Genomic DNA, 14,070 nt, shown 5'->3' with positions numbered 1-14,070 from the left:
AAGCTGTACAAAACCTCCCCCTTTCGGGGGAGGTGGCATTGCGCAGCAATGACGGAGAGGGTTCGTTCTCTTACTTTTTACTGTAATCCCGCTCGCCGTAGATGGCGGTGCCGATGCGCACAAGGGTGGCACCCTCCCGGATGGCGTTTTCAAAGTCGCCGCTCATGCCCATGGAGAGGGTCTCCATGGACACGTTGGAATAGCCGCGCTCTCCGGCCTGCACAAACAGCTTGTACACCTCGGCCAGATAGCGGCGGTTGCGGGTATCGTCGTCGTTCACAGGCGGAATGGCCATCAGCCCCTTGACCCGGATGTGCTCCTGTGCGGCAGCAGCATCCAGCAGCGGCCAGAGCGCTTCCGGTGCCACGCCGGTCTTGCTCTCCTCGCCGCCGATGTTCACCTCCAGCAGCACGTTCTGCACGATGCCGGCCTTGGCTGCTTCCTTCTCGATAGCGTTCAGCAGATGCTCACTGTCCACGCTTTGGATGAGGCTGGCACGGCCCAGCACTTTTTTAATTTTGTTCGTCTGCAGATGGCCGATAAAGTGGCTGGGCTTGCCGCAGTAAGCACCTGCGTCAAAGTTTGCGCACAGCTCCTGCACATGGTTCTCACCGAACACATCAATGGGCAGGGCTGCGCTTGCAGCCACGGTCTGTGCCGTGCGGGTCTTGCAGGCGGCGCACAGCTGCACCGCTGCCGGGTCGCGGCCTGCTTCACGGGCCGCGGCTGCCATCTTTTCCCGGATCTCTGCCACGGCCTCCTGCATCTGTTCCAGATTCTTTTCTGCCATGATGCTCAGTCCTCCTCGGTATACTTGGCGCGTTCGCCGCCGATGAGCTTCGGGCGGGTGCGGGCGCACAGAATGTTCGCTTCACCAATTTTGGAAAGGCTCAGCCGCACCGGCACCGCCACCCGCTTCAGGTGCATCCCGATCAGGGTGCCGCCGATATCAATGCCTGCATGGGCACGGATCTCTTCCACGGCCACCGGCTCCCGGAACTTCTTCCAGCAGGTAGTGGCCCAGCTGCCGCCTGCGTGGGGGCGCGGCACCACGCACACCTCTTCCCAGCCGTATTTTTCGGCGGCTTCGCGCTCGATGATAATAGCGCGGTTCAGATGCTCACAGCACTGCGCGGCCAGCCAGATGCCGTTTTCGGCCAGCACTGGGGCAATGCCCGCGTACACGGCCTGCGCCGCCTCGAGACTGGAATCCTTGCCGATGTGCCCGCCCACGATCTCGCTGGAGGAGCAGCCCACCACGAACACATCGCCCTTTTTCAGCTTTGCTTCGGCCAGCAGTTCGGTCACTGCCTGCCGGGCCTGCGTCTCGATCTGTTTTTTGAATTCTTCCGTCATAAAAAACACCTCGGTTTTTATAAAAGATCAAAGATTTGCACTGCGCACCTTTTCGCTGCCTGCAAGGCCGAGATACAGCCTGCTCTCCACCGGGCACAGAGCTGTCACACCGCCTGCACCCTTGCTGGAGACCGTCCGCTTCCAGCTGCCGTCTGCCGTATCTACAGCTTCCGCGCAGGGCGCATCGGCAGGCAGACTGAATAGCTTTTCCTGCAGATTCCGGCCTGCACGCAGGGCAATGCCCCGCAGCAGGGTGCTGTCGGCGTTCTTTTCCAGCCAGCTGCTGCGCGCCCACCGGTAGCCGATGTACAGGGTGCCGTCTGCATCCATAGCAAGCGCACCGGGATACCCCGGCAGGCCGGAAACAAAGCTCTGGCAGTTTTTACCGCCCGCCGTCAGGTCGCGGGCATCGGCGGCAGCGCTCCACACACAGCGGTTCCCAAGGTCAGCCACGAACAGCGTGCTGCCGTCCCGGCTCAGGGCCAGCCCGGAAGCACCGGCCACACCGCCCAGCACCTTCTGCACCGTGCGTGCCGCCGGGTCGTATACATACACGCAGCCCGTGCCGGTGTGGGCCAGCAGTTCGGTGCGCAGAGTGCTCTCCAGCCCGTCCGCGGCACTGGCACTGGCAGCAACAGCAAAGTAGATCCTGCCGTCCGGCGCGGCTTCCACCGCTGAGACAGCCCCCAGCGGTGCACCGTCGATCTGGGTCACCACCTGCTCCACCGCCGTGCCCCAGCTGTCGTGGGCGGCGCGGCACAGGCTGCCGCCGCCGGGCGTGAGGACGCTCAGCCACAGGTCCCCGCTGCCGTCAAAGGCAAAACCGGTCAGCTCACCGTCCACGGAAAGGATGGCCGCATCGTGTCCGCCGTCGGTGCGCACAAGGTCGCTCGTGCGCTTTTTTAAGGCTGCGCCGTCGTATGCTGCGGCATACACAAGGCCGTCCTGTGTGCGGATGCAGTCCACACCCTGATATTCGCCCAGATCCAGCGTTCCCTTATGATCGGCGGCAAGGGCCGTCTGTGCTGCACCGGTGTCCTGCCGGACATCCGGCGCGGTGTAGCTTTGTGGCGGCGTATCGATGGGCCGGAACACCAGTGCATACACCAGCGCCAGCAGGATGCACACGCCAAACACCGTGCTGGCCGTGCGGAACCGCTTGAGCAGCGCGTCCCGCTCCACCGCCATCTGGGCCGCATACTCGGCACGGCGGCGAGCAGCGCGGGCATTGGCGCGGTTTGCCCGGCGCATCCAGCGATCCACGAACAATGCCACCTGCGGCCCGATGGTGAGCGACGCAATGGCAAGGATGAGCAGAAATTCAACAAGTCCGATCCTCATAGGGCTTTTTCCTTTATCTTCAGAGCTTTTTCAGAGGGGTATCCCCTTATCGTTTCAGTATAGCATCTGTGGCGCGGCAGTTCAAGCACCCAACTCTGTCTCCCGGCTTTTGCCGCCGCCTGCCGCCTTTTTCTCCATCTTTCCTGCCAAAGACTTTTTTGCCGTGCTGAAATATGCTATACTGATTATAAATATGGCATTCTGCACCGGAATGCCGCGTGTCAGTGTAAAAGAGGATAACATGGAAGCATTCAAATATAATGTGCAGCCGGGCCGCTACCGGCATTTCAAGGGCAACGAATACGAAGTGCTGGGCATGGCCCGCCACAGCGAGACCGAAGAGGAAATGGTGGTGTACCGCGCCCTGTACGGGGAACGCGGGCTTTGGGTGCGTCCTGCCGCCATGTGGTGCGAGACCGTGGAGCGGGACGGCAAAGTGCAGCCGCGCTTTGTGCGCATTGAGGAGTGAACCGGCAGTTTTTGCCGATGGGATAAAACGGAGGGTGATACTTTTGTACAGTGAACAAAAACAGGCGCTTGCCGCCGAACTGAGCTTCAAGCATCCGGCAGTGCTGGCTGTCAGCGGTTCCGCAGGCAGCGGCAAGACCGCTCTGCTGGCCGCGCTGCTGCCGGTGCTCAAGAGCCGCGGGCTGAAGGTGGGTGTGATCCGCGAGGCTGACGATCTGCGCCTGCCCGCCGAGGCCGACCGCCTGCATGAGGCCGGTGCCGAGGGTGTGGCCGTGTTTACTGCCGGGCGCTATCTGCTTACCGAGCAGTTCCGCCTGAACGAGCAGGACCTGCTGGCTTTGTTCGAGCGCCACGGCTACGACCTTGTACTGCTGGAAGGCTTTGGCGACAGCGGCTGGACCAAGATCGAGGTGGTGCGCAGCTCGGTCAGCCCGGTGGGCACCGCGTTCCAGCCCATGGCCATCGTGGGCGATGTGCCGGGCGCTGATTTTGCACTGGACGATCCTGCTGCTCTGGCAGACTGGATCGAGAACCAGATGTCGTCCCTGTAACGGAGGTTCTGCATGAAACTCATCCGTACCGAAGACGCTGTCGGGCAGGTGCTCTGCCACGACATCACACAGATCATTCCCGGCCAGTTCAAGGGAGCACGCTTCCGCAAAGGGCACATCGTCCAGCCGGAGGATATCCCCGTGTTGCTCTCCATTGGCAAAGAGAATCTCTATGTCTGGGAGAAGCGCCCCGGCATCCTGCACGAGGACGAAGCCGCTGCCCTTTTGTACAAGGCAGCGGCGGGCCGCAACATCCACGGCACTGAGCCGAAGGAAGGCAAGATCGAACTGGTTGCCGACTGCGACGGTCTTTTGAAGATCGACCGCGCCGCCCTGCTGGCCGTGAACCGCACACCCCAAATGATGATCGCTACCATCCACGGCGACCTGCCCGTGAAAAAGGGCCAGAAGCTGGCCGGCACCCGCATCATCCCGCTGGTGATCGAGCAGGAGAAGATGGATGCCATGCAGGCCGCAGCAGGCAGCGAACCCATCCTGAACGTGCTGCCTTTCCACCCGAAAAAGTTTGCGGTCATCACCACCGGCAGCGAGGTATTCAAGGGACGCATCGAGGACAGATTCACCCCCATTCTGGTGGGCAAGCTGGCCGAATACGGCTGCGAGATGACCTATCACAAAACCTGCGACGACGACCCCGCCGGGATCACCGCCGCCATTCTGGAAGCAAAGGCCGCAGGCTGCGAGATGATCTTTACCACCGGTGGCATGAGCGTAGACCCCGACGACCGCACGCCGCTTGCCATCAAGAACACCGGTGCCGAGATCATCACCTATGGCGCACCGGTGCTGCCGGGTGCCATGTTCCTTGTGAGCTATCTGGACGGTGTGCCGGTGTGCGGCCTGCCCGGCTGCGTGATGTACGCCAAGCGCACCATTTTTGACCTGCTTCTGCCGCGCCTGCTGGCCGATGACCCCATCACTGCCGAGGACATTGCCCGGCTGGGCGAGGGCGGGCTGTGCTTAGGCTGCGCCGAATGCCACTGGCCCAACTGCGGCTTCGGGCATTGCTGAAACCCTCTCAGTCAAAGCCTTACGGCTTTGCCAGCTCTCCCAAAGGGGAGAGCTTTATCAAGGTAAAAATTATGAGCGAAACAAAACTTTCTCATTTTGATGCGTCCGGCAGCGCCGTGATGGTGGATGTGAGCGAAAAGCCCGTCACTGCACGGCAGGCTGTGGCCCGCGGCATCATCACTATGAATGCGGCAGCCTTTGCCGCTGTTCGGGACGGCACCGCCCAGAAGGGCGACGTGCTGGGCGTGGCCCGCATTGCAGGCATCATGGCGGCCAAGCGCACCAGCGAGCTGATCCCCCTGTGCCATCCGCTGCCGCTGAGCAAGCTGACTGTGGATTTTCACCTTCTGCCCGAACAGCAGGCCGTAGAGGCCGTGTGCACCGCCAGGACCATCGGCGTGACCGGCGTGGAAATGGAAGCTCTGACCGGCGTTTCTGCCGCGCTGCTCACCATCTACGATATGTGCAAGGCCGTGGATAAGGGCATGGAGCTGGGCGAGATCCACTTGGTCGAGAAGACCGGCGGCAAGAGCGGGCACTATGTGCGGGCCGAGGGCGGCTATGTTTGATGCATACGGCCGCAATATCCACTATCTACGCCTTTCGGTCACCGACCTGTGCAACCTGCGCTGCCGCTACTGTATGCCGGACGGCGTGCCAAAGCTGGCTCACGAAGATATTCTGACCTATGAGGAATTTCTGCGGCTGGCTGCGCTGTTCGCCCAGTGCGGCATCGACACGGTGCGCATCACCGGCGGTGAACCGCTGGTGCGCCGGGGCGTGGAACAACTGACGGCGGGCCTGAAAGCCATTCCCGGCATCCGCCGCGTTGCCCTTACCACCAACGGCGTGCTGCTGGCCCAGAAGCTGCCCGCCCTGCTGGCGGCGGGCCTTGACAGCGTGAACATCAGCCTTGACACCTTGCACCCGGAGACCTTCCGGCGCATCACCGGCAAAGACGAGCTTGCCGCCGTGCAAAACGGCATCCGGGCGGCCCTTGCCAGCGGCATTCCGGTCAAGCTGAACTGTGTGCCGCAGCCCGGCGTGAACGAGGGCGAGCTGGAAAGCCTTGCTGCCTTCGCACAGGAGCATCCGCTGCAGGTGCGCTTTATTGAGATGATGCCCATTGGCTTTGGTGCCGGGCTGCCCGGCCTTTCCGGCCCGGAACTGCTGGAGCGCTTTTACCGCCGCTGGCCGCAGCTGCAGCCGGTGACCGGTGCGGCCTTTGGCGATGGGCCGGCGGTGTATTATTCTGCGCCCGGCTGGCGCGGCAGCATTGGGTTGATTGCTGCCGTGCACGGCAAATTCTGCGCTTCCTGCAACCGGGTGCGGCTGACAAGTCAGGGCTTTCTGCGTCCGTGCCTTGCCAGCGAATCCGGCACCGACCTGCGTGCTCTGCTGCGCAGCGGCGCGGACGACGCGGCCCTTCTGCAGGCCATTCAAAACACGATTCTGGCAAAACCCCGGGAACATCACTTCGGCCAAGGCTCCATGCCCGCCACACGAGGGATGTACCGGATCGGAGGATAACACAAATTTATGGGTAAAATTCTGGCTATCTGCACAAGCCCCCGGCGCGGCACCTTGAAAATGCCGGTGCCGTCCGCTGTTCTCACCCCGGAGTGGGGTATTGTGGGCGATGCCCACGGCGGCAGCTGGCACCGGCAGGTCAGCCTGCTGAGCGCGGAAAAAATTGAATCTTTCCGTCAAAAGCTCTGGGTGGACTACGGTGCCTTTGGCGAAAATCTGGTGGTGGAAGGGTTCGATCTTGCCACCCTGCCGGTGCCCAGCTTTTTTGCCATTGGGGATGCCGTGCTGGAAATGACCCAGATCGGCAAGGAGTGCCACAGCGACTGCGCCATCCGCCGGCAGACCGGCGACTGCATCATGCCGCGGGAGGGCGTGTTCGCACGGGTGGTAAAAGGCGGCACCATCCACACCGGCGACGAGCTGAAGCTGCTGCCCACCCCGGCAGACCTGCCCCTGCGCGCGGCGGTGATCACCCTTTCCGATAAGGGCAGCCGCGGCGAACGGGAGGACAAAAGCGGCCCGCTCATTGTGGAGATGCTCACCGCCACAGGCTACAAGGTGGAAGAAACGCTGCTTCTGCCGGACGATGCCGCCCAGCTCAAAACCCAGCTGCTGCGCCTTGCGGATGCCCGTCAGGTGAACCTGATCCTCACCACCGGCGGCACCGGCTTTGCACCTCGGGATATCACCCCGGAGGTGACTTTGAGCGTAGCCGAACGCAACGCGCCCGGCATTGCCGAGGCCATGCGGTACCATAGCCTTACCATCACACCGCGCGGGATGCTCAGCCGCGGTGTCAGCGTGCTGCGCGGCAAGACCCTGATCGTGAACCTGCCGGGCAGCCCTAAGGCCGTAAAAGAAAACCTCGAGTACATCCTGCCCAGCCTTGCGCACGGCATCCGCCTTGCCGCCGGGCTGGACGGCGAATGCGCCCGGAAGTAAAAAAGTATCCCGGTGGGCGGCACCGCATCCTGTACCGTATCAAATGCAAAGATTCATTTTAAAAACAGGAGCGCTTATCATGAACAACACTAAAATTTCCCGCCGCAGCTTTCTGGCTGCTGCCGGTATCGCCGGTGCCGCTGCGGCCCTGACCGCCTGCGGCTCCTCCGCTTCCAGCACTGCATCTTCCGTGGCAGGCTCTGCCGCTGCTTCTTCTGAAGCTACCGGTGGATCCATGGAGCTGATCGTGTTTGCCGCCGCATCCCTCACCGAGACCCTCACCGCCATCGGCGAGATCTACTCTGCCGAGAACCCCGGCGTGACCTTCAGCTTCAACTTCGACTCCTCCGGCACCCTCAAGACCCAGATCCAGGAAGGCGCGGACTGCGACCTGTTCATCTCCGCCGGTCAGAAGCAGATGAACCAGCTGGACAGCACCGCTTCCGCCGATGTGAACACCGAAGGACTGGACTTCGTGGACAGCGATTCCCGCGCGGACCTGCTGGAGAACAAGGTCGTTCTGTGCGTGCCCGAGAATGGCGATAAGGGCATCGACAGCTTCGATTCTCTGGCCGAGCACCTCAAGGCCGGGGACATTCTGTTCTGCATGGGCAACAGCGATGTGCCCGTGGGCCAGTACACCCAGAAGATCCTTGCCTACTACGATCTGGACGAGGAAGCACTGGCCGCAGCCGGTGTCATCACCTACGGCTCCAACGTCAAGGAGGTCACCACCCAGATCACCGAAGCCAGCGTGGATGCCGGTGTCGTGTACTGCACCGATGCCTACAGCGCAGGCCTGACCCCCGTGGATGAGGCCACCAAGGAGATGTGCGGTCAGGTGATCTACCCTGCCGCCGTGCTGAAGGCCGCCCCCAACGCCGAGGCTGCCAGGGAGTTTCTGGCCTATCTGCAGACCGACCGCGCCGCGACCGTGTTCGAGAGCGTGGGCTTCACCGCACTGTAAATTCGTTGTTTTTCAGAGCTTCCCCTCCGGGGGAAGCCTTTTTATTCGGAGGTATCATTTATGGACTGGTATCCCCTTTGGAACAGCCTGCGCATCGCCCTCGTCAGCTGCGCGGCGGTGTTCTTCCTTGGCATTTTTGCCGCCTACTATATTGCCAAGCTGCCGCGCACTGTCAAAGGCGCGCTGGACGTGGTGCTCACCCTGCCCATGGTGCTGCCGCCCACGGTGGTGGGCTATTTTCTGCTGCTTTTGTTCGGCGCAAAGCGGCCGCTGGGTGCCTTTTTCATGGAGCATTTCGGCGTGAAGCTGGTCATGAACTGGTACAGTGCCATCTTTGCATCCATCGTGGTGGCCTTTCCGCTGATGTACCGCACGGCGCGCGGCGCGTTTGAAAGCTTTGACGAAACGCTGGCATGGTCGGCGCAAACGCTGGGCCAGTCGGACGTGTGGATCTTCTGGCGGGTGCGGATGCCCTGCTGCCGTCAAGGCATTCTGGCCGGCACGGTGCTGGCCTTTGCCCGCGCGCTGGGCGAGTACGGTGCCACCAGCATGATCGCAGGCTACACCCCCGGCAAGACCGCCACCATTGCCACCACCGTGTACCAGCTGTGGCGCACCAACGACGAAGCCGGTGCCATGCGCTGGGTGCTGGTGGATATCGTGATCTCGGCAGTGGTGCTGCTGGCCGTGAATCTGCTGGAGAAAAAACAGAAAGCAAGTGGCCGCGCATGAGTCTTGAAGTGAACATTACCAAAAAGCTGGATGGCTTTATCCTTCACGCCAACTTTGCCGCGCGCAGCACCGCCACAGCCATTCTGGGCGCATCCGGCTGCGGCAAAAGCATGACCCTGCGCTGCATTGCCGGTATCGTAAAGCCGGATGCGGGCCGCATCGTACTGGACGGCCGGGTGCTGTTTGACAGCGCCCAGCACATCGACCTGCCGCCGCAGCAGCGCGGCGTGGGCCTGCTGTTCCAGAACTACGCACTGTTCCCCAACATGACCGTGGAGCAGAACGTGCTCTGCGGCCTGAAAGCCGAAAAAGACAAGGCCGCCCGCAAGGCCCGCTGCGCCGAAATGCTGCAGGCCATGCGGCTGGAATCCCTTGCCAAGCGCTACCCGGCCCAGCTTTCCGGCGGGCAGCAGCAGCGCACCGCGCTGGCACGCATCCTTGTGGGCAGGCCCAAAATTCTGATGCTGGACGAGCCGTTCAGTGCGCTGGACAGCTACCTGCGCGAGGAAGTGGAGGGCGAAGTGGGCAGCCTGCTGGCCGGGTTTGGCGGCACGGTGCTGCTGGTCACCCACAACCGTGACGAAGCCTACCGCCTGTGCCGGGATATGATCGTGATGGATAGCGGGCAGGTGCTGCGCACCGGCGGCACCAAAGAGGTGTTTGCAGACCCGCAGAGCACCACCGCCGCACGGCTGACCGGCTGCAAGAACATTCTGTCCTGTACCCGCGTGGATGCCCACACCGTGCGCCTGACCGGCTGGGATGCGCCCCTTCACCTTGCCGCCGAGGTGCCGGAAACCTGCACCGCCGTGGGCATCCGCGCCCACGACTTTGCCCCCTGCGCACCAGCTGCGCCGAACGCTCTGCCGGTGCAGCTGAACTCCACCAGCGAGAATCCCTTTGACTGGAACCTGATCTTTACCGCGCCGGACGGCACCACCCGCCTGTGGTGGAAGGTGAGCAAGACGAACCTGACCGCTGCGTCGCCGGAGGCACCGGCGTTTCTGGGCACTGCACCGCAGAACATCATGCCGCTGGGGTGACGGACAGCACGCCGGGGATTTTCTTCAGCGCTTCCTGATCGGCCTTGTTCAGGTCCTTGACCGCGAACCGCAGTCGGATCATGCAGTGTGCCACGCTGGAAATGTTCTCGGTGCCGCCCACCAGCTGAACCACTTCCGCAGCAGGTTCTGCTTGGCCTGCTCGGTGGGCGCGAAGTTGTATTTTGCCAGCACGCCCACCGCCTGCCGGTTGAACTCCTCCGGATAGGGGGAATCCAGATCGTAGGTACGCAGTCCGGCTTCCACATGGCCCACCGGGATGCGCAGGTAAAAACAGGCCAGCGCCGCCGCACCTTATCCACAAGCTCACTATTATATGCGCCAAACTCGGAATTGTGCAGGTCGGAAAGCACCACCATCCGGCTGGGCCTGCGGTCTGCCCCGCAAACTCCGGCTGTGCAGGGCCGTTTTTCTGTGGTATACTGGTACTGGAAGCAGCCCGCCGCTGCGGGCACTTTTTTTGAAAAGCATTCACGCAAACTTCACAGCTTTTTTTTATTCTTGCTGTATGATATTCTGGTCAAGAAGTCTATTATTGAGGAAGGTGTCTGTATTATGGCTAAGATCCTGATCGTTGACGATGAGCCGCGCATCCGCGAGCTGATCCGCGAACATTTACAATATTCCGGTTATATCTGTGAAGAAGCCGCTGACGGCACAGCTGCGCTGACCCAGCTTTCCGGCGGAGCCTTCGATCTGGTCATTCTGGACCTGATGATGCCGTTCATGGACGGTATGACCTGCCTGCGGGAGATGCGCGCCCGCCACATCAACACGCCGGTCATCATCCTGACCGCCCGCGGCGAGGAATACGACAAGCTGGCCGGCCTGGAGAGCGGTGCCGACGACTACGTTGTCAAGCCCTTCTCTCCCCGTGAGCTGGTAGCCCGTGTCAAGGCCGTGCTGAACCGCACCATGCCCAAGCCCGCCGCTGCCTCCGACACCATGACCTTTGGTGAGCTGACCATCGACACGGCCAGCCACACGGTGCGCGTTTCCGGCGAGGAGGTGGCCCTGACCCCCAAGGAGTTCGACCTGCTGGTGTTTCTTGCTTCCAACAAGGGCATCGCCCTCAGCCGTGAAAAGATCCTGCAGAAGGTGTGGAACTACGACTACTTTGGCGAGGACCGCACCGTGGATACCCATGTCAAAATGCTGCGGGGCCATCTGGGCAAGTGCCGCAGCTACATTGCTACCGTGTGGGGCATCGGCTACAAATTCGACCCCGACGCAACGCGCTGATAAAGGAGCGGAGGATTCATGCGGCACCATCACTCCCCCGGCATCCGCGGCCAGCTGATGTGGTTTTTGTGTTGTATCTGTCTGTTCCTGCTGGCACTGGTGTGGTTTCTGTCCACCCAGCTGCTGGAACCGCTGTACACCAAGCACATTGAAAAACAGCTGACCACTCAGGCAGAAAGCATCACCGCCGAGCTGGACAAGGCTATTGCAAACGGCGAAGCCCTTTCGGCATGGTCTTTTGGCCATCTTACGGTCAACACCGCGTTTTTTGACCGGCTTGCCACCCAGCTGTACGCCAGCGGTTCGCTGAACAGCTTCTGTGTGGATATTTCCGATACCACCATGCGCACGATCTATAAGATTGAGAACCAGTCCTACTGCAACCTGCACGAAACGCTGCTCTCGGATTCCGCCAACAACGATATGATCGTTTCCACCGCTGTGGCCATGCGCAAGAAATGCCGCACCACCGGCGGCTTTGTGCAGACCCTGAATCCGCCGCGGCTCTCCGGCTCGGCACAGCTGCTGGTAGGGCGCAACACCTCCGGCGGCGAGTACACCGTTCTGGTCACTACCAGCCTTGTGCATGTGGCTGAAGCCGGCAAGGTGCTGAGCACCGTGCTGCCCATGGCAGCGGCGCTGATCTTTGCCTTTGCCATGACGGCGGCATGGCTGTTCAGTGAGTGGTTCACAAAGCCGCTGCGCCAGCTTTCCAGCGCTGCCCGCCAGATGGCCATGGGCAACTATGCCGTGCAGGTGGATACCCGCCGCAGCGATGAGCTGGGCGATCTGGCCCGGGACTTCAACCACATGGCAAGCGAGGTGCAGCATTCTTCGCAGATGCAGCGCGACCTGCTGGCCAACGTCTCCCACGACCTGCGCACCCCGCTGACCCTTATCAAGGGCTATGCCGAGACGGTGCGCGACATTACCGGCGACGACAAGGCCCACCGCGATGAGCAGATGAACATTATCGTGGACGAGACCGACCGCCTGACCGCACTGGTCTCCAGCGTGATGGAGCTGAGCAAGGTGACCAGCGGTGCCGACAAATGCGAGCGCGTGCACTTTGATATGGGCCAGCTGTGCGACGAGGTGAGCGAACGGTACGATGCCATCTGCGCCCAGAACGGCTGGCAGCTCCAGCTGGAGCTGCCGGACGAGGAACTGCCCGTTTACGCAGACCCCAACATGATGCAGCGCGCACTGCATAACCTGCTGGGCAATGCCATGCACCACATCGGCAAAGACGGCATCTTCATCCTGCGGGCCCAGCGCTGCACCGAGGGCGTGCGGGTAGAGGTGGAGGACCACGGTCCCGGCATCTCTGCCGACGACCTGCCCTATATCTTTGATCGGTACTACCGCTCCCGTTCGGATGCCGGCAAGCAGGGCACCGGTCTGGGCCTTTCCATCACCAAGGCCATCTTCCAGCAGCACGGCTTCCGCTTTGGTGTACAGAGTGCCATCGGCATGGGCACTACGTTCTGGTTCATCATGAACGACCTGCCCGCCAATGCAGCCGAGATGGCCGGGCAGGAATAATCAGGAATAATTTTAAAGCCGGGATGACCGTGTGGTCGTCCCGGCTTTTGCTTTTTCTATAGAGCATCGTTTCTGCCCGCAATACTGCGGCCATTCCAAATGATTTACTGGCTGGAATCTGCTGTGCGATAAATTCCGAATGTATTATCCGGTGCGGGCATTTCCACCCGGGAGGCACGATCATTCACAGCCCACATCATCCAGCCCATTGCAGCCAGTGCCGCCAGAATGATGATCCATTTGACAAAATTCGGCAGTTTTTTCATAGAAGATCCTTCAAATCCATTTTATACTTCATTTTATATTTTCCGTTTTTATTCCGGTCTGCAAAGCTTCCGTGCACATCTGAGCAGCTCTTCGGCCTGCTGGCTGTCCAGCTGCTTCACCCATGCACCGCGCGCTGCTGCGCCCTCGCCGGTGCTGCCCGCTTCGGCAAAGCTGGCAAGGTCGGAGTCGGTGCGGCTCTGCCAGGGCGAAAAGCCTTCCGGTGCAATGTGGGCTCCCAGACGGCAGTCCAGCACAGCCGTTTTACCGGTGGGCCTCCATGGCCTGCCCAGAAACACCGTGCCCGCCGGGCAGTTGTCCGAGACAAAGTCGCAGTCCCAGAACACAAACCCGAGGCCATCGGCACGGCCCGAGGGAGCCGTGACGTAGCTTGCAGGCAGGTGGTTGTTCACGGTGCGGATGGTGCACTGCTCAAACAGAGCGTCCGCGCCGCCAAAAATAAAATCGATATCTCCCGCGATCTCGCAGTGCCGGTAATACTGGGCCGTCGGGCGGCGGGGCGCAAAACGGCCCGGGCCAAGGAAGCCATCCTTCTCCCGCTCCTTCTCCGGCAGAGGGGCGCAGAACAGCGTATCCTGATTGCTCAGCAGCCGCACATTCTCAAAGAGGGTGTGAGAGCAGTCCACATAAGCCGCCACGGCCTGCCCCACCTTTGCCCCGGGGCCGGCATCGTTTTCAATGGTCAGGTCCCGCACCCGCAGTTCTATCCCCCGGAAAAACGCGGTATAGCTGCGGAAGGTGTGGGTGGGCCTGCCGTCCGGGTGCGGCAGACTGCCGCCGTCGCCCCACACGATGCGGGTGCTTTCCATGCCTGCGCCGATCAGGGTGATATCCTGTTTTTCGCACACCAGCTTTTCGCGGTAAACTCCCGGGCCAATGCGGATCTCTGCTGCGCAGGCATAAGGTACGGCCAGCACCGCTTCGGACACCGAAGCAAAATCGCCGCTGCCATCCTGCGCTACGGTTATGGTAAGCATATTTCTGTCCTCCCGTTTTGTTTCTATGCTTCCATAGTATA

The 14,070-nt window shown here is 61.4% G+C and carries 16 protein-coding genes and 1 pseudogene; 11 read left to right on the top strand and 6 right to left on the bottom strand.

Features of this window, described 5'->3' with window-relative positions:
* Positions 1–70: 70 nt before the first annotated feature.
* The 3 genes from GKG36_RS10600 to GKG36_RS10590 are packed head-to-tail and all read right to left on the bottom strand — an operon-like array spanning position 71 to position 2,697.
* A complete protein-coding gene (locus GKG36_RS10600; protein ID WP_154260625.1) occupies positions 71–790 on the bottom strand; it encodes a YggS family pyridoxal phosphate-dependent enzyme in 720 nt (239 codons plus the stop codon).
* 5 nt (positions 791–795) lie between these two features.
* On the bottom strand, positions 796–1,356 hold the full coding sequence (locus GKG36_RS10595) for a TIGR01440 family protein (protein WP_005937663.1): 561 nt from the start codon (positions 1,354–1,356) through the stop codon (positions 796–798).
* 27 nt (positions 1,357–1,383) lie between these two features.
* Complete coding sequence (locus GKG36_RS10590) at positions 1,384–2,697, bottom strand: SMP-30/gluconolactonase/LRE family protein (protein WP_154260623.1); 1,314 nt, start codon at positions 2,695–2,697, stop codon at positions 1,384–1,386.
* Positions 2,698–2,938: 241 nt separating this feature from the next.
* Here GKG36_RS10590 and GKG36_RS10585 point away from each other — a divergent pair, with 241 nt between their 5' ends.
* The 9 genes from GKG36_RS10585 to GKG36_RS10545 all read left to right on the top strand — a co-directional run bounded on the left by GKG36_RS10585 (position 2,939) and on the right by GKG36_RS10545 (position 9,962).
* Positions 2,939–3,166 (top strand): DUF1653 domain-containing protein, encoded by a 228-nt coding sequence (locus tag GKG36_RS10585; protein WP_154260621.1) that lies wholly within the window; start codon positions 2,939–2,941, stop codon positions 3,164–3,166.
* Positions 3,167–3,200: 34 nt separating this feature from the next.
* Positions 3,201–3,716: a molybdopterin-guanine dinucleotide biosynthesis protein MobB gene (locus tag GKG36_RS10580; protein ID WP_243145085.1), complete on the top strand. Its 516-nt coding sequence runs from the start codon at positions 3,201–3,203 to the stop codon at positions 3,714–3,716.
* A gap of 12 nt (positions 3,717–3,728) precedes the next feature.
* Positions 3,729–4,748, top strand: coding sequence for a molybdopterin-binding protein (locus GKG36_RS10575; RefSeq protein ID WP_097781229.1), 1,020 nt, complete (start codon positions 3,729–3,731; stop codon positions 4,746–4,748).
* A gap of 71 nt (positions 4,749–4,819) precedes the next feature.
* Positions 4,820–5,317: a cyclic pyranopterin monophosphate synthase MoaC gene (gene moaC, locus GKG36_RS10570; RefSeq protein WP_097774263.1), complete on the top strand. Its 498-nt coding sequence runs from the start codon at positions 4,820–4,822 to the stop codon at positions 5,315–5,317.
* Positions 5,310–6,278, top strand: a complete 969-nt coding sequence (moaA, locus tag GKG36_RS10565; RefSeq protein ID WP_005937681.1) for a GTP 3',8-cyclase MoaA — start codon at positions 5,310–5,312, stop codon at positions 6,276–6,278. Before moaC ends, moaA begins: the two co-directional genes overlap by 8 nt.
* Positions 6,279–6,287: 9 nt before the next feature.
* Positions 6,288–7,220, top strand: a complete 933-nt coding sequence (locus tag GKG36_RS10560; protein ID WP_154260619.1) for an MOSC domain-containing protein — start codon at positions 6,288–6,290, stop codon at positions 7,218–7,220.
* Positions 7,221–7,299: 79 nt separating this feature from the next.
* On the top strand, positions 7,300–8,187 hold the full coding sequence (modA, locus tag GKG36_RS10555) for a molybdate ABC transporter substrate-binding protein (protein WP_154260617.1): 888 nt from the start codon (positions 7,300–7,302) through the stop codon (positions 8,185–8,187).
* 60 nt (positions 8,188–8,247) lie between these two features.
* Positions 8,248–8,919: a molybdate ABC transporter permease subunit gene (modB, locus tag GKG36_RS10550; RefSeq protein WP_120081473.1), complete on the top strand. Its 672-nt coding sequence runs from the start codon at positions 8,248–8,250 to the stop codon at positions 8,917–8,919.
* Complete coding sequence (locus tag GKG36_RS10545; protein WP_154260615.1) at positions 8,916–9,962, top strand: ATP-binding cassette domain-containing protein; 1,047 nt, start codon at positions 8,916–8,918, stop codon at positions 9,960–9,962. The genes modB and GKG36_RS10545 overlap by 4 nt, the downstream gene beginning before the upstream one ends.
* A 132-nt stretch (positions 9,963–10,094) precedes the next feature.
* Here GKG36_RS10545 and GKG36_RS10535 read toward each other — a convergent pair.
* Positions 10,095–10,265: pseudogene (locus GKG36_RS10535) on the bottom strand (UDP-N-acetylglucosamine 2-epimerase); the annotation flags it as partial.
* Between the two features lie 270 nt (positions 10,266–10,535).
* On the opposite strand from GKG36_RS10535, the gene GKG36_RS10530 reads away from it, so the two are divergent.
* Together GKG36_RS10530 and GKG36_RS10525 are read left to right on the top strand one after the other, a co-directional pair.
* Complete coding sequence (locus GKG36_RS10530; protein ID WP_044953253.1) at positions 10,536–11,222, top strand: response regulator transcription factor; 687 nt, start codon at positions 10,536–10,538, stop codon at positions 11,220–11,222.
* A gap of 18 nt (positions 11,223–11,240) precedes the next feature.
* The gene (locus GKG36_RS10525; protein WP_154260613.1) at positions 11,241–12,767 is read left to right on the top strand and encodes a HAMP domain-containing sensor histidine kinase; all 1,527 of its coding nucleotides are present in this window, start codon (positions 11,241–11,243) and stop codon (positions 12,765–12,767) included.
* A gap of 104 nt (positions 12,768–12,871) precedes the next feature.
* Here the strand turns inward: GKG36_RS10525 and GKG36_RS14600 are convergent, their stop codons facing one another.
* A complete protein-coding gene (locus GKG36_RS14600; RefSeq protein ID WP_165852638.1) occupies positions 12,872–13,033 on the bottom strand; it encodes a hypothetical protein in 162 nt (53 codons plus the stop codon).
* A 48-nt stretch (positions 13,034–13,081) separates the two neighbouring features.
* Positions 13,082–14,029, bottom strand: a complete 948-nt coding sequence (locus GKG36_RS10520; protein ID WP_154260611.1) for a pectinesterase family protein — start codon at positions 14,027–14,029, stop codon at positions 13,082–13,084.
* Between the last annotated feature and the right edge of the window lie 41 nt (positions 14,030–14,070).

Source organism: Faecalibacterium sp. BIOML-A1 (assembly GCF_009679715.1).
Taxonomy (GTDB): domain Bacteria; phylum Bacillota; class Clostridia; order Oscillospirales; family Ruminococcaceae; genus Faecalibacterium; species Faecalibacterium taiwanense.
The sequence above is the reverse complement of the archived record's forward strand: the minus strand, read 5'-3'. Positions and strand labels throughout refer to the sequence as shown.